The sequence below is a fragment of the Ensifer adhaerens genome, assembly GCF_028993555.1.
In the GTDB taxonomy this organism is placed as follows: domain Bacteria; phylum Pseudomonadota; class Alphaproteobacteria; order Rhizobiales; family Rhizobiaceae; genus Ensifer; species Ensifer adhaerens_I.
This window is the reverse complement of record NZ_CP118610.1, coordinates 1,785,490-1,806,687: the sequence shown is the minus strand read 5'-3', so window position 1 is coordinate 1,806,687 and position 21,198 is coordinate 1,785,490. Positions and strand designations below refer to the sequence as shown.

General features: G+C 62.4%; 26 protein-coding genes and 1 pseudogene. 14 read left to right on the top strand and 13 right to left on the bottom strand.

What is annotated here, in order from left to right; all coding sequences use genetic code 11:
- Window positions 1-28: 28 nt before the first annotated feature.
- The 3 genes from PWG15_RS08765 (at window position 29) to PWG15_RS08755 (ending at window position 2,911) form a co-directional block, all read left to right on the top strand.
- A complete protein-coding gene (locus PWG15_RS08765) occupies window positions 29-421 on the top strand; it encodes a barstar family protein (protein WP_275024016.1) in 393 nt (130 codons plus the stop codon).
- 362 nt (window positions 422-783) lie between these two features.
- Window positions 784-1,335: a Kazal-type serine protease inhibitor family protein gene (locus PWG15_RS08760; RefSeq protein WP_275024014.1), complete on the top strand. Its 552-nt coding sequence runs from the start codon at window positions 784-786 to the stop codon at window positions 1,333-1,335.
- 319 nt (window positions 1,336-1,654) lie between these two features.
- Window positions 1,655-2,911, top strand: a complete 1,257-nt coding sequence (locus PWG15_RS08755; protein WP_275024385.1) for an extensin-like domain-containing protein — start codon at window positions 1,655-1,657, stop codon at window positions 2,909-2,911.
- A 114-nt stretch (window positions 2,912-3,025) separates the two neighbouring features.
- Here PWG15_RS08755 and PWG15_RS08750 read toward each other — a convergent pair whose 3' ends face one another.
- Window positions 3,026-3,247, bottom strand: a complete 222-nt coding sequence (locus PWG15_RS08750) for a hypothetical protein (RefSeq protein WP_275024013.1) — start codon at window positions 3,245-3,247, stop codon at window positions 3,026-3,028.
- A gap of 312 nt (window positions 3,248-3,559) precedes the next feature.
- Here PWG15_RS08750 and PWG15_RS08745 point away from each other — a divergent pair, with 312 nt between their 5' ends.
- The 5 genes from PWG15_RS08745 (at window position 3,560) to PWG15_RS08725 (ending at window position 6,565) form a co-directional block, all read left to right on the top strand.
- Window positions 3,560-3,892 (top strand): ArsR/SmtB family transcription factor, encoded by a 333-nt coding sequence (locus tag PWG15_RS08745; RefSeq protein WP_275024012.1) that lies wholly within the window; start codon window positions 3,560-3,562, stop codon window positions 3,890-3,892.
- Window positions 3,889-4,296 carry a YeeE/YedE family protein gene (locus PWG15_RS08740; protein ID WP_275024011.1) on the top strand — a complete coding sequence of 136 codons (408 nt, stop codon included), beginning with the start codon at window positions 3,889-3,891 and terminating at the stop codon, window positions 4,294-4,296. The genes PWG15_RS08745 and PWG15_RS08740 overlap by 4 nt, the downstream gene beginning before the upstream one ends.
- Complete coding sequence (locus PWG15_RS08735) at window positions 4,293-4,775, top strand: YeeE/YedE family protein (RefSeq protein WP_275024010.1); 483 nt, start codon at window positions 4,293-4,295, stop codon at window positions 4,773-4,775. The genes PWG15_RS08740 and PWG15_RS08735 overlap by 4 nt, the downstream gene beginning before the upstream one ends.
- A gap of 105 nt (window positions 4,776-4,880) precedes the next feature.
- Complete coding sequence (locus PWG15_RS08730; RefSeq protein ID WP_275024009.1) at window positions 4,881-5,807, top strand: ABC transporter ATP-binding protein; 927 nt, start codon at window positions 4,881-4,883, stop codon at window positions 5,805-5,807.
- Complete coding sequence (locus PWG15_RS08725; RefSeq protein WP_275024008.1) at window positions 5,804-6,565, top strand: ABC transporter permease; 762 nt, start codon at window positions 5,804-5,806, stop codon at window positions 6,563-6,565. The genes PWG15_RS08730 and PWG15_RS08725 overlap by 4 nt, the downstream gene beginning before the upstream one ends.
- 39 nt (window positions 6,566-6,604) lie before the next feature.
- Here the strand turns inward: PWG15_RS08725 and PWG15_RS08720 are convergent, their stop codons facing one another.
- Genes PWG15_RS08720 through PWG15_RS08710 form a run of 3 tightly spaced genes read right to left on the bottom strand, consistent with a single transcriptional unit; the run spans window position 6,605 to window position 8,349 of the window.
- On the bottom strand, window positions 6,605-7,306 hold the full coding sequence (locus PWG15_RS08720; RefSeq protein WP_275024007.1) for a retropepsin-like aspartic protease family protein: 702 nt from the start codon (window positions 7,304-7,306) through the stop codon (window positions 6,605-6,607).
- Window positions 7,303-7,524, bottom strand: a complete 222-nt coding sequence (locus PWG15_RS08715; RefSeq protein ID WP_275024006.1) for a DUF1289 domain-containing protein — start codon at window positions 7,522-7,524, stop codon at window positions 7,303-7,305. Before PWG15_RS08715 ends, PWG15_RS08720 begins: the two co-directional genes overlap by 4 nt.
- A gap of 36 nt (window positions 7,525-7,560) precedes the next feature.
- Window positions 7,561-8,349, bottom strand: a complete 789-nt coding sequence (locus PWG15_RS08710; RefSeq protein ID WP_275024005.1) for an adenosylcobinamide-GDP ribazoletransferase — start codon at window positions 8,347-8,349, stop codon at window positions 7,561-7,563.
- Window positions 8,350-8,563: 214 nt separating this feature from the next.
- On the opposite strand from PWG15_RS08710, the gene cobT reads away from it, so the two are divergent.
- Both cobT and PWG15_RS08700 read left to right on the top strand, forming a co-directional pair.
- Window positions 8,564-9,580: a nicotinate-nucleotide--dimethylbenzimidazole phosphoribosyltransferase gene (gene cobT, locus PWG15_RS08705; RefSeq protein WP_275024003.1), complete on the top strand. Its 1,017-nt coding sequence runs from the start codon at window positions 8,564-8,566 to the stop codon at window positions 9,578-9,580.
- A gap of 229 nt (window positions 9,581-9,809) precedes the next feature.
- Window positions 9,810-10,223: a diacylglycerol kinase gene (locus tag PWG15_RS08700; protein ID WP_275024001.1), complete on the top strand. Its 414-nt coding sequence runs from the start codon at window positions 9,810-9,812 to the stop codon at window positions 10,221-10,223.
- Between the two features lie 4 nt (window positions 10,224-10,227).
- Here PWG15_RS08700 and PWG15_RS08695 read toward each other — a convergent pair whose 3' ends face one another.
- Together PWG15_RS08695 and PWG15_RS08690 are read right to left on the bottom strand one after the other, a co-directional pair.
- Entirely contained in the window at window positions 10,228-10,773 is a 546-nt protein-coding gene (locus tag PWG15_RS08695; RefSeq protein WP_275024000.1) for a GNAT family N-acetyltransferase, read from the bottom strand.
- 3 nt (window positions 10,774-10,776) lie between these two features.
- Entirely contained in the window at window positions 10,777-12,312 is a 1,536-nt protein-coding gene (locus tag PWG15_RS08690; protein ID WP_275023999.1) for a sensor histidine kinase, read from the bottom strand.
- Between the two features lie 224 nt (window positions 12,313-12,536).
- Here PWG15_RS08690 and PWG15_RS08685 point away from each other — a divergent pair, with 224 nt between their 5' ends.
- From PWG15_RS08685 to PWG15_RS08675, 3 genes are all read left to right on the top strand, one after another.
- Window positions 12,537-13,211, top strand: a complete 675-nt coding sequence (locus PWG15_RS08685) for a thermonuclease family protein (protein WP_275023998.1) — start codon at window positions 12,537-12,539, stop codon at window positions 13,209-13,211.
- Window positions 13,204-13,842, top strand: coding sequence for a uracil-DNA glycosylase family protein (locus PWG15_RS08680; RefSeq protein WP_275023997.1), 639 nt, complete (start codon window positions 13,204-13,206; stop codon window positions 13,840-13,842). The genes PWG15_RS08685 and PWG15_RS08680 overlap by 8 nt, the downstream gene beginning before the upstream one ends.
- Window positions 13,843-13,907: 65 nt before the next feature.
- The gene (locus PWG15_RS08675) at window positions 13,908-14,396 is read left to right on the top strand and encodes an Lrp/AsnC family transcriptional regulator (RefSeq protein WP_275023996.1); all 489 of its coding nucleotides are present in this window, start codon (window positions 13,908-13,910) and stop codon (window positions 14,394-14,396) included.
- 7 nt (window positions 14,397-14,403) lie between these two features.
- On the opposite strand, the pseudogene PWG15_RS08670 reads toward PWG15_RS08675, so the two are convergent.
- The 3 genes and pseudogenes from PWG15_RS08670 to PWG15_RS08660 form a co-directional block, all read right to left on the bottom strand.
- Window positions 14,404-15,115: pseudogene (locus PWG15_RS08670) on the bottom strand (DNA alkylation repair protein).
- A complete protein-coding gene (locus PWG15_RS08665; protein WP_275023995.1) occupies window positions 15,112-15,981 on the bottom strand; it encodes an NAD(P)-dependent oxidoreductase in 870 nt (289 codons plus the stop codon). Before PWG15_RS08665 ends, PWG15_RS08670 begins: the two are co-directional and overlap by 4 nt.
- A gap of 102 nt (window positions 15,982-16,083) precedes the next feature.
- Window positions 16,084-16,911, bottom strand: coding sequence for a class I SAM-dependent methyltransferase (locus PWG15_RS08660; protein ID WP_275023994.1), 828 nt, complete (start codon window positions 16,909-16,911; stop codon window positions 16,084-16,086).
- Between the two features lie 203 nt (window positions 16,912-17,114).
- Between PWG15_RS08660 and PWG15_RS08655 the strand changes: the two genes are divergently transcribed.
- Window positions 17,115-17,840 carry a DUF2270 domain-containing protein gene (locus PWG15_RS08655; RefSeq protein WP_275023993.1) on the top strand — a complete coding sequence of 242 codons (726 nt, stop codon included), beginning with the start codon at window positions 17,115-17,117 and terminating at the stop codon, window positions 17,838-17,840.
- Window positions 17,841-17,959: 119 nt separating this feature from the next.
- Here the strand turns inward: PWG15_RS08655 and PWG15_RS08650 are convergent, their stop codons facing one another.
- From PWG15_RS08650 to PWG15_RS08635, 4 genes are all read right to left on the bottom strand, one after another.
- On the bottom strand, window positions 17,960-18,226 hold the full coding sequence (locus PWG15_RS08650) for an usg protein (RefSeq protein ID WP_275023992.1): 267 nt from the start codon (window positions 18,224-18,226) through the stop codon (window positions 17,960-17,962).
- A gap of 165 nt (window positions 18,227-18,391) precedes the next feature.
- Window positions 18,392-19,222: an ABC transporter permease gene (locus PWG15_RS08645; RefSeq protein WP_275023991.1), complete on the bottom strand. Its 831-nt coding sequence runs from the start codon at window positions 19,220-19,222 to the stop codon at window positions 18,392-18,394.
- Window positions 19,219-20,022: an ABC transporter permease gene (locus PWG15_RS08640; protein ID WP_275023990.1), complete on the bottom strand. Its 804-nt coding sequence runs from the start codon at window positions 20,020-20,022 to the stop codon at window positions 19,219-19,221. The genes PWG15_RS08645 and PWG15_RS08640 overlap by 4 nt, the downstream gene beginning before the upstream one ends.
- Before the next feature lie 168 nt (window positions 20,023-20,190).
- A complete protein-coding gene (locus PWG15_RS08635; protein ID WP_275023989.1) occupies window positions 20,191-20,973 on the bottom strand; it encodes an ABC transporter substrate-binding protein in 783 nt (260 codons plus the stop codon).
- Window positions 20,974-21,198 lie beyond the last annotated feature (225 nt).

The window sequence follows — 21,198 nt, the reverse complement described above, 5'->3', positions numbered from 1 at the left end:
GCGGCGTGCCGCGCGAGTTTTTCGCGCTATGCCGATCGTGCGCTTTTCCCATGCTTATGCCCTGCGCAAAGTGGCGTGCGCGATGGTCGGAAAGTTGACTGTCGTTGCAAGCAGTGGCCATGGTCGGGACATGAAGAAAGTTGTTATCGATTGTACAGGCATCCGCTCGGCCGCCGAATTCTGGCAGCGCTATCTCGATGTCGCGGAGCCGGAAGGGGCCGGGATGTTCGGCTGCAACCTCGATGCGTTCTGGGATGCCCTTGAGGGCGGTGGACCGGGGTGGCCGGGCGATGTCGCGCTCGTCTTCTCGAACTCCGACGAATTGTCGGGGTTGCGGACTGGGAAGGGGAACGTGCCGTTTCTCGATGCGCTGAAAACGATCGCGAGCGAAGTGACGACGATAAGCGTCAAGCTCATCTGAGGCCGCCAGCATTCGTCAGCCAGCTAAACCGGACACGCTCGCGGGCTTCGATTGCTGCGTCGTCGCAACGATGGGGCGCCCGTGATCGCAATCCTGTGACAACGATTGTGGCCTATCTGCCGCTCTCGCCTCCGGTTACCGTGCACGACGATTATCTCCGTCTTGACCTGATCGTGGCTGGGGATAGATACGCGAGAAGCGGGAGGTGTTTGACGGGGCGTCGTTCCGGTTGCCGACCGCTGCACTACAGCGCCGCGCGTCCTGTCGGACGCGCAAAAGGCCGCTGTAGCACTTTGAATTTTTGCATGTTTTTGTCCTTTAATCGGCACGATTGAAGGAAACATGCACAAGAGGGGACATCCATGGCACTTCTCAAACTTCTTCTGACGCGCCCGATCGCCGTGCTGATGCTGGCGCTTGGCGTTCTCTCGGCCTGTACCGTCGTCGTCGACGAGCCGCGCCCGGGGCCGCGGCCGATCCGTCCGCCGGTTTGTACGATGGAATACGCGCCGGTTTGCGGTGAGCGCGGCAATCGCATGCGCACCTTCTCGAACTCCTGCCAGGCCCGTGCCGACGGCTTCAACGTCATCCATCGCGGCGAGTGCCGTCCGGACAACCGCCCGCCGGTGCGCCCGCCGCAGGCCTGCACCATGGAGTACATGCCGGTCTGCGGCCAGCGTGGCCGCAACACGCAGACCTTCCCCAACGCCTGCCAGGCCCGCGCTGAGGGCTTCCAGGTCATCGGCAGCGGCGAATGCCGTCGCGGCGACGATCGCCCCTCGGAAGGGCAGTTCTGCACCCGCGAATTCGCGCCGGTCTGCGGCCAGCGCGGCGGGCGGATGGAAACCTTCTCGAACGCCTGCGAGGCTGGTGGCGCGGGCTTCCGGATCGTGCATCGCGGCGAGTGCCGCTGACATCAAGCGGATCGACAATCGATAAAGGAGGCCCGCGTCCGGCAAGGACGCGGGCCTTTTGTTGTCGGCAGTCAGCCAGAACGGTAAGCCCGCCACCCTCGATCGCGGGTATCGGCCGCAAGGCTTCGTTTACCGTATTTGAATAAAATGCCTGCGAAGTCTGGCCTTTCGATTGCTGTGCCCGGTTTGCGACACAGGCGAAAGGCAGCACTTGCGAGTGCTGCAGCGATCATTGCGTGCCGGTTGGCGCGCCGTTGCGGGGGGCGGCGGGGTAATGAATGGCGGTCTGCTGGCCGTCTTGAGGAAGGCGCAGTTCGGTATGGCGTATGTCACTCGTCTCCATCGCCCGCTGACAGCACTCGTTCTGTCACTATCGCTTGTCGCCTGTTCGACCGATGACGCGCTATCGCCGCCCAGTCGTATCGATGGCGGCTCCCGGGTCGGTTCGATCGGGCCGGTCCCGGTCGACGCGGTGCCGCAGGAAGAAGTGGCTGCCTATCCCGCTACCACATCGGCTTCGATGGGCAGCGGCAATCCCGATTATATTTCTCCTGCGCAGGCGGCGCCTCGACAAACGCGGCGCTCGCTGCCGATGATCGATAGTGACGAGGCGGTCTCCTCCGGTGCGCAGCCGGCGAATGCGGGTTCTACGGCCATCCCCGATGAAGGCGTCAACATGGATGCCATGCTCGGCGTCGAGCAGCCGGTCGTCGGCCTGGCGCAGGAGCAGAGCAACGAGATCGCCGAGGGTAATTCCAGCCAGCCGGTGGTCGACGGCATCGGCGAAGACAATGTGCGCCAGCTCGGCGGGGCATCCGGAGCTGCGCCCGCGGATGAGGCGAACCTTGGCTATGATCCGGACCTGCCGCCGCTTTCTCCCGAGAAGGCTGCGGCCGAAGAGGCGCAGCGTGCCCGTGCCATGGAAGCGCAGCGCGCAATGCAGCGGGCGCAGGAACCGCAGCAGGTCGCCATGCTGCCGCGCGTACGCAACCCTATGTCGACGCCCGACTACACCGGTGAAATGCCGGGCTCGGAGATCGCCTGCCGTCAGCGCTTGAGAAAGCTCGGCGTCCAGTTCCGCGATATTCCGCGCATCAGTAACGGGCCTTCCTGCGGGATCGACTATCCGATCGAACTCAGCGGTCTCTCCGGCGGCATCGGCGTGAAGCCGGCGGTCAAGCTTAACTGCGAGGTGACGGAGGCCTTCGCCAAGTGGGTGAAGTACGAGCTCGCGCCATCGTCGCGCTACCGCTACTGGTCTGGCGTAAAGACCATCAAGCCGCTCGGCGGCTATTCCTGCCGCACGATGAATTCCCGCCGCGGCAACCCGATGTCCGAACATGCGCGCGGCAACGCCATCGATGTCGGCAAGTTCGTGCTGAAGAACGGTAAGGAAATCGACGTCCGCAAGCCGGGCTTTTTCGCCTTCCGTGAAAAGGGGCTGTTGAAGGCCGTTCGCTCCGATAGCTGCAAATACTTCAACACCGTGCTCGGACCGGGCAGCGACCCGTTCCACAAGGACCATTTCCACTTCGATCTGAGAACCCGCAAGACCGGCTATCGTCACTGCGACTGACCTGGGTGCGCGCCTTCCTGCTGCCGTCTGCGAAATCGCAGGCGGGCAAAAAAGAGGCCGGCGGGGAGGCCGGCCCAACAACCGGAGCAAAAGGGGGAGGCTCCGGCGTGCAAATCACGAGCGCAAATCAAAAGGGCGATAGCGCGCCGCGCGAGCAAATTGCTCGAAGACCATCACCGTTTCGTGACAACGGAACGGGATTGGGGAACGGGACTGACGACGATTCATTTGGAGATCGCTCGCCGGATAATGGTTGATCTCTGGGTTCGGCCGGCGCCAGGCCGGTGTCGAAATTCCGGCGCAGGCGCTGGGGCCGATGCCCCCGGTAAGCATCATTGCAGCTTCCCATTTCGGGTCACTACACCAGAAGTTTTATGCCTGACCTGAATCTTCCGCGCGGTTGCCCCAAATATGGCGTTTTGGCCCTTGTAGCAGCCGCGTTGTAACGACCTGAATTTTCTATATGATTTGACAGCAAACCGACAGGTAAGGGGCACTAGCGCCGATCGCGCTGTCATGTTTCGTCTGGTTTATTAATAAGTATTACGATATTATATTACTTCGTAGAACAATCACGGATAGTAGTCAGCATAACCGCAGCAAGCATTGGGGCTCCACTCACTCCTTGGGCAACGACAGGAGGAAGCTATGGGAACTGTTATGCAATTTCCGGGGGTGCGTACGGATATGGCCGTGCACGCCGCCGAAGTTTCAAAGATACTGAGAACTCTCGCCAACCGAAACAGACTGCTGATCGTGAGCGCCTTGCTGGAGGGTGAGCACTCGGTGGCGGCACTCGAAGAGAGCCTGGGCATTCGCCAGCCGACCCTCTCGCAGCAATTGACCGTGTTGCGCGATGCCGGCATTGTCTCGACGCGTCGGCAGGCCAAGCAGGTGTTCTATCGGCTTAGCCACGACAAGGTGGCGCGTCTGGTTGGTGCGCTCTATCAAATCTTCTGTCGGGATGGTTCGAAAACATGAATGAATACGGGAATGCGCTGTCGGGCGGGCTGTTGATCGGCCTTTCGGCAGCGATCCTGATGGTTGCCAACGGCCGGGTGGCCGGGATCAGCGGTATCGCCGGGCGTCTGCTGCAGGGCGTACAGGCCTCCACCGGCGCGTTGTTTATATTGGGGCTGATGGCGGGGCCGCTGCTTTTTCGTCTCGTCTTCGGCGCCTGGCCGGTGGTGACTGTCACGTCCTCCTGGCCGCTGCTGGTGGCCGGCGGGCTGCTGGTCGGCTTTGGGTCGCGCATGGGCTCCGGCTGCACCAGTGGCCATGGCGTCGTTGGCCTTGCGAGGCTGTCGCGGCGGTCGATTGCCGCGGTTGCTACCTTCATGGCCGCGGCGATCGTCACGGTCCTTGTCATGGGTTTGCTCGGATGAACAGCGGCTTCTTTCGCCTCGCGGCAACGCTTCTCTCCGGCCTCGTGTTCGGCTTCGGTCTTTCGCTGTCCGGCATGCTCGACCCCGCGCGCGTGCGGGCGTTTCTGGATATCACCGGCAACTGGAACCCGAGCCTTGCCTTTGTGCTCGGCGGCGCTGTCTTTGTTTCTGCGCTTGGTGTCGTGCTGACGCGGCGGCTGAAGCATCCTTTGTTCGACGAAACCTTCCATTTGCCGGACAATCAGGTCATCGACAGGCGACTGATTGTCGGCGCGGCAATCTTCGGTGTCGGCTGGGGGCTGGTGGGACTCTGCCCGGGCCCGGCGCTCGCTTCGCTGTCGCTCGGTTTGCCGCCGACGATGCTCTTCGTGGCGGCGATGGTTTTCGGGATGCTCATCCATGACCGGCTGGTGGCGCACCGACCGTCGCGAACGGGCGGCGGCACGGAGGCGGGTGCGCGTCTGTCGCAGCCGCATTGACGAAGCGTCACCCCGTTTTTTCCATCCGGTAGGATGCAAATCGCATTCAGTTGCCCCATATAGGCGAAACCTGCCGACTTGTCCCCCCGCATCCGGATCAGCTTCATGGCGCCTATCGTTTCCGTTTCCAATCTGTCGAAGACCTATGCCTCCGGCTTTCAGGCGCTGAAGGGCGTCAGCCTGGATATCGAGGACGGCGAGATCCTGGCGCTGCTCGGACCAAACGGCGCCGGCAAGACGACGCTGATCTCGATCATCTGCGGCATCGTCAATCCGAGCGGCGGAACGGTGACGGTCGGCGGCCATGACGTGGTGCGCGAGTTCCGCGAGACGCGCGCGATGATCGGGCTCGTGCCGCAGGAACTGACCACCGACGCTTTCGAAACCGTGTGGAACACGGTCTCCTTTTCCCGCGGCCTGCACGGCAGGAAGCCGAACCCCGCCCATATCGAGAAGGTGCTGAAGGATCTGTCGCTCTGGGACAAGAAGGACAACATGCTGCGCGAGCTCTCGGGCGGCATGAAGCGGCGCGTGCTGATCGCCAAGGCGCTGTCGCACGAACCGCGGGTCCTCTTCCTGGACGAGCCGACCGCCGGTGTCGACGTCAACCTGCGCAAGAGCATGTGGGACGTCGTCGAGCGGCTGCGCGCTTCCGGCGTCACCATCATCCTGACGACGCATTACATCGAAGAGGCGGAGGAGATTGCCGACCGCATCGGCGTCATCAACGGCGGCGAGATCCTGCTGGTCGAGGACAAGGCAGCGCTGATGTTGAAGCTCGGGCGCAAGCAGTTGCGTGTCGATCTCGCCCATCCGCTGGATGGCGTTCCGGAAGAACTGTCGAGCTACAATCTGACGCTCGAGGCCGATGGGCACTGTCTGATCTACGATTACGATACGAGCGCCGAACGCACCGGCATCACCACACTTTTGGCGGCGCTCGCCGAAGCTGGTATCCGGCTCAAGGACATTTCCACGCGGCAGAGCTCGCTGGAAGACATCTTCGTCGAAATCGTGGGGGCAGGGCGATGAACATCGAGGCGATCAAGTCGATCTATTTCTTCGAGATGGCCCGCACCCGCCGCACGCTGTTGCAGAGCGTGGTGTCGCCCGTCATCTCCACGTCTCTCTATTTCATCGTCTTCGGCGCCGCGATCGGCGGGCGTATCCAGGAAATCGACGGCGTTTCCTACGGCGCCTTCATCACCCCCGGCCTGATGATGCTGACGCTTCTGACGCAGTGCATCGGCAACGGTTCCTTCGGCATCTATTTCCCGAAATTCACCGGTACGATCTATGAGGTTCTGTCCTCGCCGGTCTCGATGGTCGAGATCGTGCTTGGATATGTCGGGGCGGCGGCGACCAAGGGGCTGATGATCGGCACGATCATCCTTTTGACGGCCTCGCTGTTCGTCGACCTGACGATCGCGCATCCGTTCGTGATGGTCTTCTTCTTCGTTCTGACGGCGATTTCCTTCAGCCTGTTCGGGTTCATCATCGGCATCTGGGCCAAGGACTTCGAGCAGTTGAACCTGATCCCGATGCTGGTGATCCCGCCGCTCGTCTTTCTTGGTGGCAGCTTCTATTCGATCAAGATGCTGCCGCCCTTCTGGCAGGCGGTCAGCCACTTCAATCCGGTGCTTTACCTGATCAGCGGCTTCCGCTGGAGCTTCTTCGAGGTTTCCGACGTCAACCCGATCTTCAGCGCGGTGATCATCATCGCCTTCCTGACGGCCTGCATGTCGATCCTCGCCTGGATCTTCCGCACCGGCTACCGGCTGAGAAACTGAGGGCGGGCCGCCGCTGCGGTTTGCTCTGGCGCCTGTGGCTCAGTCGCGCAGGCGCAGCTCGTCGGTGCGCATCTGCAGCATCTCCAGCGTCGACAGGAAGCTCATGCCGAGCAGGCTCTGGTCGAGCCGCCCCTTGGCGGCCACCGTCGCGCCGATGTTGCGGCGGGTGATCGGGCCGACGGAGATTTCCTCGAGCATGACCGGTGCTGCCTGTGCCCGTCCGTTGGCGGTCATGACGGTGACGATGTAGCTGAGGTTTTCCGGGTCGAGGCCGATCCGTTCGGCATCCTCGTAGGTCAGTGCGATGCTGCTGGCGCCGGTATCGACCAGCATGTTGATATCCTTGCCGTTGACGGTGGCACCGGTTTCAAAGTGGCCGTTCAGCATCTTGTGCAGCACCACTTCCTGCTGGCCCTCGCTGTCGGTGATCACGGTCGCGCGACCGGGGACGAGGCCGGCGAGCAGGCGATTGCCGAAGCTCTGCAGTTCGAAGCGATAGACATAGGCGGATACGAGGGCGAGTGTGATGAGGAGCCAGATGGCGACCTGGCGCAGCCCTTCACCGAAACGGCGGCGGCTTTGCAGGACCCCGGCGCCGATCAGCGTGGCGATGGCACCGAGCGACACAAGGCGACCGAAATCGTCGTTGGCAAGGCCCATGGTGCGGCCGGCATCGTGGTTGACGATCAACAGGATGAGGCCAATGGCCAGGATCGAGAGCAGGATGGCGAGACGGGTCATGCTTCTCCGCGTTCCCTCGCCATGCGGTTGCGGCGGGTCTCGCGCCGGGGCTTACGTTCGACGGTTTCAAGGCGGGCGGGAAGTACCGTCATGATGCTGCGACGTTCGGCATCGGTATAGAGGGTCCAGCGGCCGATCTCGTCGCGCGTTCGGCCACAGCCGAAACAGTAGCCGGTCTTGTCGTCGATGGAACAGACGAGAATGCAGGGAGATTCCATGGCGTTGCCCAGTTTTTCCCGGATTATATCGATCTTTCAAACCGTCAGCGCAAGGGCACCGAGCACGGCGATTTCCGTAAGCTGCTGCGTGGCGCCGATCGTGTCGCCGGTGTGCCCGCCGATCTTGGCGGCCGCGAGCCGGCCGAAGCCTTTGACGGCAGTGAAGAAGGCGCCGAGCGTCGCGATCAGGCCGAGGGCCGGGACCTTGGCGAAATAGAAGAGCAGCATCGTTGCGAGAAGACCGAAGGCGAGGGCGAAGCGGGAAGCGCCCGGATCCGGCTCGCCGGCGGACGCCGCAACACCGCCGCTGCGCGCTGGCGGCAGGCTGGACCAGTGCCAGACCATGGCGGCGCGGCTGAGCGCAGCGGCGCCAAGGACCGCCATGCCGGCGCCGAGCGGCGTGAACAGCGGCAGGATGGAGGCAAGCGCCGAGACCCGGAGGCCGAAGGAAAGAATGAGCGCGACGGCGGCATAGGTGCCGATGCGGCTGTCCTTCATGATCGCGAGCGCCGCGTCGCGGTCGCGTCCGCCGCCGAAACCGTCGGCGGTATCGCCAAGCCCATCCTCGTGCAGCGCGCCGGTCAGCAGCGCCTGGAGCGCGACGACGACGAAGGCGGCAAAAAGCGAACTCACCTGCAGCGCGATCATCGCGCTGGCGGCGGCGGCAGCGGGCAGGACGATGACGATGCCAGCGAGCGGGAAGGCGCGCACGGCCCGGTTCAGCCGCCCGTCATATCCGACGAAGTGGCGTGCCGGCATCGGAATGCGGCTCAGGAAGCCGATCGAGCGCGCCACGTCGTCACAGAAATCGCCCAGAAAGCCCATGGCCCCTCCAAAGATCCGGCCTTCAGCCGCAATCGCAGATGTCACCGGCGCCCGCAAGTGAGAGCAGGGTGAGCATCCAAAACCACAGTGCGTCGAATCGTCCACCTGACGGTCGATCATGCGCCGGCGACGCGGATTGGCGCAAATGCCGTTGCCCGAATATTCGACGCCCTCTATGAGGAGCGTAGATTCACGATATGCAAGGATTCCCAGCATGAGTGCCAGCGGCCTGCCGTTTGATGATTTCCGCGAATTGTTGCGCAACCTGCCGGGGCCGGATGCGGCAGCGCTGGTCGCGGCGCGCGAGCGGGACGCACAGCTGACGAAGCCGCCGGGCGCGCTTGGTCGTCTCGAAGAAATCGCCTTCTGGCTCGCCGCCTGGACCGGCAAGGCGCCGGCGGTCAACCGGCCGCTGGTGGCGATCTTTGCCGGGAACCATGGCGTCACCCGTCAGGGCGTCACCCCGTTCCCGTCGTCCGTCACCGCGCAGATGGTCGAGAACTTCGCCGCCGGTGGCGCTGCGATCAACCAGATCTGCGTCAGCCACGACCTCGGCCTCAAGGTCTTCGACCTGGCGCTCGAATACCCGACCGGTGACATCACCGAGGAAGCGGCGCTCTCCGAGCGGGACTGCGCCGCCACCATGGCCTTCGGCATGGAAGCGATCGCCGGCGGCACGGATCTGCTGTGCATCGGCGAAATGGGCATCGGCAACACCACCATCGCGGCCGCGATCAATCTCGGCCTCTATGGTGGCACGGCCGAGGAGTGGGTCGGTCCGGGTACCGGTTCAGAAGGTGAGGTCTTGAAGCGCAAGATCGCGGCTGTCGAGAAGGCGGTGGCGCTGCATCGCGATCACCTTTCCGATCCGCTCGAACTGATGCGTCGCCTTGGCGGCCGTGAGATCGCGGCAATGGCAGGGGCCATCCTTGCCGCCCGCGTCCAGAAGGTGCCCGTCATCATCGACGGCTATGTGGCGACCGCGGCGGCTTCTATTTTGAAGGCTGCCAATCCGTCAGCGCTCGATCACTGCCTGATCGGCCACGTCTCAGGCGAGCCCGGCCATATCCGGGCGATCGACAAGCTCGGCAAGACGCCGCTTCTGGCGCTCGGCATGCGGCTCGGTGAGGGCACGGGCGCCGCCCTTGCCGCCGGGATCGTCAAGGCCGCGGCCGCCTGCCACAGCGGCATGGCGACCTTCGCGCAGGCTGGCGTCAGCAACAAGGAATAACGAAGATAGGGCCGGGTTCCGCAGGAAGCCCGGCCGATTTCTGTCCAAAGCCTGTCGCGCGCGCCAATGCACCGTGCGGCGGGCCTTGATGGCTGCGTCCTTCTCGCCTATCCAAAGCGCAGATGCGCGCCCTAGCTATAGTCTTGGGTGCCTGCAACCGGGAAACGCCTTGCATTCGCCTCATTCACGATGTCGAAGCAAGCGCAGTTTCAAGCCCTGTCGAGAAGAAATGGACGCCAAGAACACCACACACCGCATTGGACAGACGGGTCCCGTCGAGAAGCAGACCGGCATTCGGCATCTCTTCGCTGCAGCCAGCTATTCGCTGGGTGGCGCGAAACGGCTGATCAGCGAGGCTGCTTTCCGCCATGAACTGATCGCCTTCGGCATCGCCATGGTTGCCTTCGTCATCGTCGGCGCGACGTTCTTCCAGTATGTGGCGATGGCGATCCTGTTTCTCCTGATGATGGCCTTTGAGGCGATCAACACGGCGATCGAGGAGATCGTCGACCGCGTTTCGCCGGAAATCTCGGAAATGGGCAAGAACGCCAAGGACCTCGGCTCCTTCGCCTGCCTCTGCCTGATCATCGCCAATGGCGTCTACGCCGGCTACGTCGTGATTTTCGACGGCTTCTTGAATTGATCCGCTACCGCCGGTCGTTCGGCGCGATCCGATAGAGCACGTGCGGACGCAGCGGATTGCCCTCGGGCACCGTCACGTCATCGAAAGCCTCCATCGGATCCGAGCGCATGCCGAGCTTTTCCATCAGCGCGCGGGATGGTTGGTTGATGCGTGAGGTATAGCCGATGACTTCGGCAAGTCCGAGTTTCGACCAGGCATGGTGCAGGCAGGCGCTCGCCGCTTCGAGCGCATATCCCTGCCGCCAGTAGGGGCGGGCGAGGATCCAGCCGATTTCGACATGCGGGCCGCCGGGGATCTCGACTCCGGCATACGAAAGACCGAGACCACCGATGAACGCTCCGTCAGCCTTGCGCTCGACGGCCACAAATCCGAAGCCGTGTCTGCTGAGGTGCCAGTCGCAGTCGGCGATCATTGCCGCAGTCTCTTCCGGCGTCAGTACGTCGGGAAAATAGTAGCGGCGCACCTCCGGATCGGCATTGGCGGCCGCAAACGGCATGACGTCGCGCGGCTCCCAGGGCCGAAGCCGCAAGCGTTGCGTTTCGATGAACATGGATCAGGCGAAACTCTTGCGACGACGGATCGGCGCTGCCACGTCCTCGACCGCCGGCAGGCTTTCGAGCACGCGACGGGCCGGCAGGATGGCAATCGCCTCGGTGCCTTCCCGGAGTTTGGAGCGCAGGATGAATTCGCCGTTGTGCTTGGCGAGAATGGCCTGGACGATGGGCAGGCCGAGGCCGGTACCCTGCTCGGCGCTCTTGATGGCGATCGAGCCCTGACCGAAGGCCGACAGAACGATCGGGATTTCCTCTTCGGGGATGCCTGGGCCGTTGTCCTTGATCGAGAGATATTGTCCGCCGCCGGCCGTCCAGCCGACCTTGAAGGTGACTTCGCCGCCCGCATTGGTGAACTTCACGGCATTCGACAGCAGATTGAGGATGACCTGGCGCATTGCCTTCTCGTCGACCCAGACCGAGGGCATGCCAAGTTCGAACTGCGAGTGGATGGTGATGTTCTTGGCGCGCGCCCTCAGTTGCACCATGCCGACGCAGTCCTCGGCGATCTCGACGAGGCTGACGGCATCTTCGTTCAGGTCGTAGCGGCCGGCTTCGATACGCGACAGGTCGAGGATCTCGTTGATCAGGTTCAGCAGATGCTCGCCGGAACGATGGATATCGTTGGTGTATTCCTTGTAGGTCGGGTTACTCAGCGGACCGAGGACCTCCGTCGACATCACCTCGGAGAAGCCAAGAATGGCGTTCAGTGGCGTGCGCAGTTCGTGCGACATGGATGCCAGGAAGCGTGATTTGGCGAGGTTTGCTTCCTCTGCGCGGCGTCGTGCTTCGTCCGACATCGATTTTGCCACTTCGAGTTCGGCGATCAGGTCGTCCTTTTCCGATTGAACCGAGAGAATGTGGACATTGGCCCGGTTCATGCGATCGGTCATGAACACCAGGAAGAGCAGCGCCAGCGAGATGATGCCCGTAAGGCCGATATAGATTGGATTGCCGGTCGTCAGCGAGACGAAGGCCAATGCGGCGACCACGGGCGTGAAGGTGCAGAGCAAGGCATTACGCAACAGAAATGTGCCCATGGCCGTGGCCGCGAGCGCGAACAAGAGGGCAGTGCCTTCGAAGAAGCCGAAGCGGACATCGCCGCACGACGAGCAATCCTGCGCAACGAAAGCTGCCCAGCAGAGGCCAATCAGCACCTGACCGAGCAGGAAGCGCCGGCGCCAGACCGGGACCTTTTCGGTACTGATGTCCTTCTTGTGCGCCTTCCTCGCCAGCACGAGCGTCACCGCATGCGCCGAAAGGGTCATGAGGGCCCAGAGGATGATGGCGAGATTGCCGGAAAGATAGACCCCGACGGCAGCAATCAGGGCGACGAGCACCGGTATGGCGATGGCATTGTGCAACGCCGAATCGATGTAAAGATTGAGCATTTCGCGATCGAAGCCCGAAGGCACGGACGAGCCAGTTTGCAGCCGCTCTCGCGTCGCGCGGACCGTCCTCGAAACGGCCTTGTTTCGATGGTTTCGCGACTTGTCGACAATGTTCTTATCTGTCGAGGTGCTGGCGGCGATACTCATGCTCTTATGCGAAGGTTGTGGTTGCCTTGCAGTCTAGTGAGCAATCCTTAAGAAGTTGCTGCCGTGCGTGAAGGATTCGACAACCATTGTGGCGCAGTCGTGTCTTTTCGCCAAAACGGCAGCCAGCGCATGAGATTCCACCTCTAAGTTTATGGAATCGTGCATGTTTCTAATTTCATTCCGCGCTTGATGGGAACGCGCGAAGCGATAGAGGTACAAGAAACGTGAAACCGGGTCGGGCGAGATACCGCTTCACCGGCGGACGCGGCGGAGGTTCTTCGGGCCGGTCACGACCGGCCGGCCGCGGCGGCATGCTCGGGGGATGGATCTTCCTTCTGCTGCTTTCGATCGTCGCCTATTGCGCCGACAAGCTGCCCGTGGGGGAGCGCGCGGCAACCGGGGAAGCGCGGGGAGCGGCGTCCGTGAGCGATGGTGACAGTCTCCGCCTGGGCGGCAAGCGCATCCGCATCGAGGGGATCGATGCGCCGGAACTCGACCAGAGCTGCGTGCGCGACGACGAGGCCTGGGATTGCGGCCGCCAGGCGCGCGATCGCCTGCGGGAGCAGGTTTCCGCCGGCGATGTCCGCTGCCGTTTTCATGGCCGTGACCGATATGGTCGCGACCTCGGCACATGCGAGGCGGGCGGGCGTGACGTCGGCCGTGAGATGGTGCTCTCCGGGTATGCGGTGAGCTACGGACGCTATCAGGCGGAAGAGGCGCAGGCAGAGAAGGAGCGGCGCGGCATCTGGGCCGGCACGTTCACGACGCCGCAGGAATGGCGCCGCACGAATGGCCATCCGGACGAGGGGCCGCATCTGGTCGATGGCTGGCTCGAAACCATAAGGCGCTGGCTCATGGAGCGGCTGACCGCCTTGTTTGCGGGTATCGGCGATGCCTGAGCACGATTTCCGAGATCTGGAGCGGCTGAGGGCGGAAATTGCCGCCTGCCGCATCTGTCGCGACAGTCCGCTGCGCGGTAATGATGACCGTCTGCCACATGAGCCGCGGCCGGTTGCGGTGATTTCGACCGCAGCACGCATCCTGATCGCCGGGCAGGCGCCCGGGCTTCGTGTGCACGACAGCGGGTTGCCGTTCAACGATGCATCCGGCGATCGGCTCCGCCAATGGCTGGGGGTGGACCGCGAGACCTTCTATGATGCGGCGAAATTCGCGATCGTGCCGATGGGTTTCTGCTTTCCGGGCTACGATGCCCATGGCAGCGACTTGCCACCCCGCCGGGAATGTGCGCCGCTCTGGCGGCGGCGGGTGATGGATCAGATGCCGCAGGTCGAGCTGGTGCTGGCGATCGGGCATTATGCGCAGCGCTGGCATATCGGGCCGGACTGTCCGAAATCGATGACGGATACGGTGAAGGACTGGCGGCGTTACGCGCTGCGCAATGCGGATCCCGCCATCCTGCCGCTGCCGCATCCGAGTTGGCGCAATACCGGCTGGCTGAAGCGCAATCCGTGGTTCGAGGCCGATGTGCTGCCATTCCTGCGGGAGCGGGTGGTCATGCTCGCGTCCTGAAACAATTTTCTTTATCTTCACCAATTTCGCGCTATAGAGGGAAAAATAATTCGAGAGGGACTTCCATGGACCGCCTAGACCGCAAAATCCTGCGCCTGCTGCAGGAGGATTCCACGCTGGCCGTTGCCGACCTTGCCAAGAAGGTGGGGCTTTCGACCACGCCGTGCTGGCGGCGCATCCAGAAGATGGAAGAGGACGGCGTCATCCGCCGCCGTGTCGCGCTCCTCGACCCGGTGAAGATCAACACCAAGGTCACGGTGTTCGTGTCGATCCGCACGAATTCGCACTCGATGGAATGGCTTCGCCGCTTCTCCGAGGTGGTGTCGGAGTTTCCCGAGGTCGTCGAATTCTACCGCATGAGCGGCGACGTCGACTATCTTCTGCGCGTGGTCGTTCCCGACATTGCTGCCTACGACGCCTTCTACAAGCGCATGATCGCCAAGATCGAGATCCGCGACGTCTCTTCCGCCTTCGCCATGGAGCAGATCAAGTACACGACCGAGCTTCCGCTCGACTATATGGTGATCGACCAGGCGAAATCCGCCGAGGATTGAGACCTCGCTAGTGCGCTTGGCTTTGATGAAGACCGAGCCGCTCGAGCACCTTGTCACTGCTGAGTTCGCGAACCGCGTCCTTGCCCGTCCAGCGGGCGGCGCGGTTTGTGCTTTCAGCCAGGCGTTCGGCGAGCGCCAGCGCCGGACCGTGGCATGAAGCGTTGCGCTTGCCGATCTGCCTCAGCGCCCAATTGACTGCCTTCTTGACGAAGTTTCGCTCGTCGCCTGCGTGCCGCTCGATCAGCGACAGCCAGGCAAGGAGCGTCGCATCCGGTTCCTTCTTCAGGTGGACCGCAGCGGTCGCAATCATAGCAAAGGCGATGCGGCGGACGAATTCACGTTCGTCGGCCGAAAATTCCCTGATCAGCTCGCGCTCGAAGCGGGCGGCGACGAAAAGGTCGGCAACGGTGTCGACGACCTCCCAGGAATTGCAGCCGTCGGCCCAACGGCGCGCCTCTTCCAGCGTCAGCGCTTTCGGATCGGCGGTGAAAGGCGGCGAGGATGCGCGCCTCACGGATGCCGGACTGCCAGAGTTCGAGCGCGCGGCGGTGATCGGTCTTCACTTGCCGCGTCACCTTGTGGAGCTCGACATTGGAGAGGCCGAGGGCGGCTTCGGTGACGATGCCGAAGCGCGCCATGCCGGCGAGATTGTCGTCAGATCCGAGCGACCGCAGGTGCGCGATGATCTCGTCTGCGGTCGAGGATGGGCCGAGGCTCATTTTTCGAGGCGGGCAAGCAGCGAGGACGTATCCCAGCGGTTGCCGCCCATTTCCTGTACGTCGCCGTAGAACTGATCGACCAGAGCCGTCACCGGCAGCTTGGCGCCGTTGCGGCGGGCTTCAGCGAGCACGATGTCGAGATCCTTGCGCATCCAGTCGACAGCAAAGCCGAAATCGTACTTGCCGGCATTCATCGTCTTGTGGCGGTTTTCCATCTGCCAGGAGCCGGCAGCTCCCTTGGAGATGACGTCGACCACCTTCTCGATGTCGAGCCCGGCCTTCTTGCCGAAGTGAATGCCTTCGGCGAGCCCCTGGACGAGGCCGGCGATGCAGATCTGGTTGATCATCTTGGTAATCTGCCCGGCACCCGCCGGACCCATCAGGCCGACCATGCGGGCAAAGGCTTCGATGACGGGTTTTGCCCGGTCGAAGGCCGCTTCGTCACCGCCGCACATGACCGTCAGCACGCCATTTTCGGCACCCGCCTGGCCGCCGGAAACCGGAGCATCGATGAAGTGGGCGTTGCGGGCCCCTGCGGCTTCGTAAAGCTCGCGGGCGACCTCGGCCGAAGCGGTGGTGTTGTCGATGAAGACGGCATCGGCCTTCAGCGTCTCGAAGGCGCCGTCCTTGCCTGTGGTTACCGAGCGCAGGTCGTCGTCATTGCCGACGCATGAGAAGACGAAATCGGCGCCATCTGCGGCTTCCGCCGGTGTGCGCGCCGCGCGGCCGCCAAATTCGGCGGCCCATTTCTCGGCCTTGGCGAAGGTGCGGTTATAGACCGTCAGTTCGTGTCCGCCGCGGACCTTGAGGTGGCCGGCCATGGGATACCCCATTACGCCGAGCCCGATGAATGCGACCTTTGCCATTTTCAGTATGCTCCCATTGCTTTCGCTCTGGTGTAACTGATGGCGCGGATCGCGAAAAGAGCGAAGGGAGCATCATCAGATGCTCCCTCGGCACAAGGTCATTCAGGGCTTGAAGCGCGCGATCACGAGATGGCCGGCGATCGGTTCGCCTTCTTCCAAACGCACGGTGATGTCGCCGACCTCGACGATCTCGAAACCGGTGGCGGCGAGACGGTTGCGGAGATAGCTCTCGGCGTGGGCGAAGCGCTGGTGCGGTCCGACCATGAAATCGCGTCCGGCGAAGGTTTCAGCCGGCAGCGTTTCGCTGGAGAAGATCAGCAGGCCACCGGGCACAAGATTGTCGACGGCGCCGAAGAACAGCGCCTCGAGCGCGCCCATATAGGGGAGCACGTCGGTTGCGACGATCACATTGAACGGCTCGTCATCGTTGTCGTCGAGATAATCGACCGCCTCGGCGACGTAGAGCGTCTCGTAGAGATCCTTCTCATGGGCGATCTCGACCATGTTTTCGGAGAGGTCGACGCCGGTGATATCGTCAGCCATGTCGCGAAGCGCACCGCCGGTCAGTCCCGTGCCGCAGCCGAGATCGAGCACACGATCGAACGGACCGAGTTCGAGCGCCTGCAGTCGCTGGCGCACAAGGAGCGGCACGCAGTAACCGAGCTGGTCGACGAGCACGTTGTCGAACACTTCGGCGTGCTGATCGAAGAGGGTGGCGACATAGGCATCAGGCGCCTTCACGGGCGTCTCGCCGCGTCCCATCGAAGCCAGGCGAACGGCAGCGCCGCCGTGGTCTTCCGGGTCGAGCGCCAGCACTTCGGCATAGGCTTGCGCCGCGGCATCGAAGTTGCCGGATTTTTCCAGGGAGAGGGCGCGGTTATAGGCTTCCGCCAGCGCTTCCTCGTCGATTTTCGTGCTCTTCTGGGTCATGGGCGCTTCTTACGTCTGCAGAGGCGCTTTGGCAATCGCCGTCGGCGATCGTTTACCGCGGCGGATTGAGCGATATCCGGGCGAGAGACAGGACTTCATTGGCCTTTTGAACGAAAAACGGCGCCTTGCGACGCGGTCGGGATTTATCGGCGCGAGGAAAGGAGTCATCATCGCAAGCATAAGAAAAGACGGGAGGAATGCCGATGTCCGCCGAGCTCGGTCCGCTGATCATCAGCGCGGAGGTCAAGGAAATGAAGGGCCCGCCGCTGCCGCAGACGTCGCAGGAGCAGATCAATGCGGTGGTGCACTACTATCGCGGTGAAATGGGGCGGATGGCCGGTTGGCGCGACCGCATCGACCGAACGTCGAATTGGGCGATCACCGTGGTTGCGGCCTTGCTGTCCGTATCGCTGTCGACCCCATCGTCACACCACGGCGTATTGCTTTTCGCGATGCTTTTGATCACGCTGCTGCTCTTGATCGAGGCGCGGCGCTACCGCTTCTTCGATGTCTACCGTGCCCGCGTGCGACAGCTGGAACGCGGATATTTCGCCCAGATCCTGGCGCCGGACGGGACGCAGAACCTCAACTGGGCCGCATCGATTGCCAAGAGCCTGCGCAAACCGGCCTTTCTGATGAGCTACCGCGAAGCGGTCTGCCGGCGGCTGCAGCGCAATTACTGCTGGATGTATCTGATCCTGCTGCTCGCGTGGGCGCTGAAGATTTCCTCACCGAAGATCTCAGCCAACGGTGAGCCCTTCGGTCACGTGCGCTCCTGGGCCGATGTGGCGCAGAATGCCGCGCTCGGCCCTTTGCCCGGCTGGCCGGTGATCCTTGGCGTGGCTCTGTTTTATGGGTTGGTGCTTTACGGCTCGCTGCACAGGGAGCCGCGCGAAGGGGAGTTGGCGCATGGGGAGGTGCATGTTTGAGCGCACATCGGCCGCAAGGTCCGCAACGCTTGAGCGATGGCGGTAATCAAGGCTTGCCGATCGCTACGCCGGCTGTCTGACCGAAGGCCACCTCGGGCACATCGCTTTTCGTGGGCGCCTCAGTGCAGAATAAGCTCGCCCTTCAGTGCCCGCCATTCCGTCGCCGAAATCAGCTTGCGGTGGACGTAGCGCACCGAATGGAGTGGGCCATCCAGCTTTTCTTCCCAGAATTTCAGAAAGCTGCGCATCTCGGGAAAATCCGGTGCCAGGTCGTAGTGCTGCCAGATATAGGTCTGCAGGAATGTCGGATGGTCCGGCATGCGGTAGAGGATCTGGGCCGTCGTCAGGCCGTAGCCCTTCAGTTGCAGTTCCATTTCGTTTGTCATCAGGACCTCACTTCTCGCAAAGGTTGGTCTCTATGATGAAACTCTTGATTTCTTAATCAAGAGCTAATATTTGCCCCAAAATGAAACTTTCGTCAGAAATAACAAAGGCTTGGCAGCATCTCATGGAGAGTGCTGCCAAGCCTTCCTTGTCGGCGATCTGCGGAACTAGCGCTTGAGGTGACGGGTCAGGCGCGCTTCCAGTATGCTCCAGATGTTGCGCAGGATCTCGACCATGATCAGGTAGAGAAGGGCTGCCCAGATATACATCTGGAAGTCGAAGGTGCGGGAAAAGGCGTAACGGGTTTCGCCCATCAGGTCGAAGACGGTGACGATCGCGACGATCGCCGAGCCCTTGATCATCAGGATGATTTCGTTGCCGTAGGGGCGCAGCGCCACGATCATCGCCTGCGGCAGGATGATCTTCCAGAAAGCGACGCGCTCGGGCAGCCCGAGAGCGGCTGCACCTTCACGCTGGCCGCGCGGCACGCTCTCGATTGCGCCACGCAGGATTTCCGCCTGGTAGGCCGCGGTATTGAGCGTGAAGGCGAAGAGCGCGCAGTTCCACGCGTCGCGGAAGAACCACCAAAGACCGACCGTTTCGAGCTGCGGGCGGAAACTGCCGAGGCCGTAATAGATGAGGAAGAGCTGTGCGAGCAGCGGCGTGCCGCGGAAGAAGTAGACATAGCCGTAGGCGAGCCACGACCAGAGCTTGCTCTTCGACATGCGGGCAAACGCGATCGGCAGCGACAGGGCGGCGCCCAGCACGATCGAGATCGAGACCAGCATCAGTGTCACGCCGAGGCCGCTGAGGAAGCGCGGACCGTATTTCGCGAATTTCTCCGGATCCCAGCCGCCGACGACGGTCAGGAAGATGCCGACGCCAAGCGCCAGCCAGATGCCGAGCGCGACGCTGCCGACAAAGCGGGTCAGCGTATAGGGCTTCGGCGGAGCCGGAGGCGGGGCCTGCGGCGGGATCATCGTTGCTACTGCGCTCATCGGCCCATCTCCGCACGTTTGGTCCAGCGTTCCAGGTTCGCAAAGACGATCGAGGAAATCATCGCGAGGATCAGGAAGAGCACGCAGGCGACACCGTAGAATTCAAAGGCCTGCTTGGTCACGCGGGCGGCGACGCCGGTCTGGCGCAGGATGTCGGTCAGGCCCACGACGGAGACGAGGGCGGTGTCCTTGAGCAGCGCCATCCAGAGATTGCCGAGACCGGGCAGCGCGATGCGCACCAGCTGCGGCAGGACGATGAGCCGCATGGTTCTGCCGCGATGGAAACCAAGGGCGTCGCCGGCCTCGTACTGACCGTGCGGAATGGCTTTGAAGGCCGAGAGCAGGACTTCCGAGCAATAGGCGGAGAACACGACGCCGAGCGCGATCATGCCGGCAAAGAAGGCGTTGATCTCCACCGGGCCCTCGTAGCCGAGCGTCGCCAGCAGCTGCTGAACGAGGATCTGCAGACCGTAATAGACGATGAAGAGCGTCAGCAGTTCGGGCAGGCCGCGGAAGATCGTGGTGTAGATGTTGGCGGCCAACCGCACAGTGCGCTCTTCGGACTGCTTTCCGAGAGCGATGAAAAAGCCGATCAGCAGACCGACGGGCAGCGTGGCGATGGCCAGGCTCGCGGTAACCACGAAGCCGTAGGCGATATCATCGCCCCAGCCGGTGTCGCCGCAGGCCAGCAAGGTGCCGGGCGCCAGCCAAGTGAAGACCCCGACGGGGCCGCAGAATGGATCGACGATCGATCCGATCCAGGAGAGGATGGAATAGAAGCCGGCAAACAACCCGCTCATGTCAGAAGTTTCCCCTTTGCGCCGTTTTTGTGTGTATCGATCGCGCTTTGTTTTAGGCTCTTGTCAAACAAAAACGGCGGAAGGGCAAGCCATCCGCCGTTGCATTTTTCGCATGAACTGACGTTTCTCCGGCATGATTCACTAGGAAATCGCGCCGGATCCCGTCAATCAGCTGCCATATACGTCGAACGGGAAGTACTTTTCGTTGATTTCCTTGTACTTGCCGTTGGCGCGGATCGCTTCGATCGCCTTGTTGAACTTTTCGCGCAGCGCATCGTCGCCCTTGCGAACCGCAATGCCGGCGCCTTCGCCGTTGATGACCGGGTCGATCGGCAGCGTGCCGAGCAGTTTGCAGCAGGCGCCGTCTGTCGACTTCAGCCATTCGGAGAGCACGACGACGTCGTCGATGACGGCATCGATGCGGCCGTTGGCGATATCGAGCTTGTACTCGTCAGCGGTCGGATAGAGCTTGATCTCAGCACCCTTCATATGCGCTTCGGCATAGTTGGAATGGGTGGTGGAGCCCTGCGCGCCGAGCGTCTTGCCCGCAAGCGCTGCCTCGGTTGCCTCGGTGATCGGCGAATCCTTCGGCACGACGATTGCCGGCGGCGTGTTGTAGTACTTGTTGGTGAAGTCGACCTTTTCCTTGCGCTCGGCAGTGATCGACATGGAGGCGATGATGGCGTCGAACTTCTTGGCGATCAGCGCCGGAATGATGCCGTCCCAGTCCTGCGTGACGAAGGTGCATTCGGCCTTCATTTCCGCGCACAGTGCCTTGGCGATGTCGATGTCGAAGCCCGTCAGCGTGCCGTCCGCTTCGAGGTTGTTGAAGGGCGGGTAGGCGCCTTCCGTGCCGATAACGACCTTTTCGCCGTCGGCCATGGCCGAGCCTGCCATGAGCACGAAAACGGCAGCCGATGCGGCGGCTGCCAGCCGCTTGGAAATACGCATGATAGTCCTCTCTGTTGGTCGACATCCGGTTTTTTGTTTTTCACGGATGCCAATTTCTGCCGGAGCGTTTGCCTCCGGTTGCGGCGATATTCGTACTCTTTTCCTGTAAAAATCAACAGGAAAGCGAAGCTGCTCACCGGGAAAAGGATTTCGACCGCAGATTGTGGTGGCGGGCTGCGCAATGAACATGAACGGCGCGTTCAGCGGCGGTTAATCTTGTCTCGG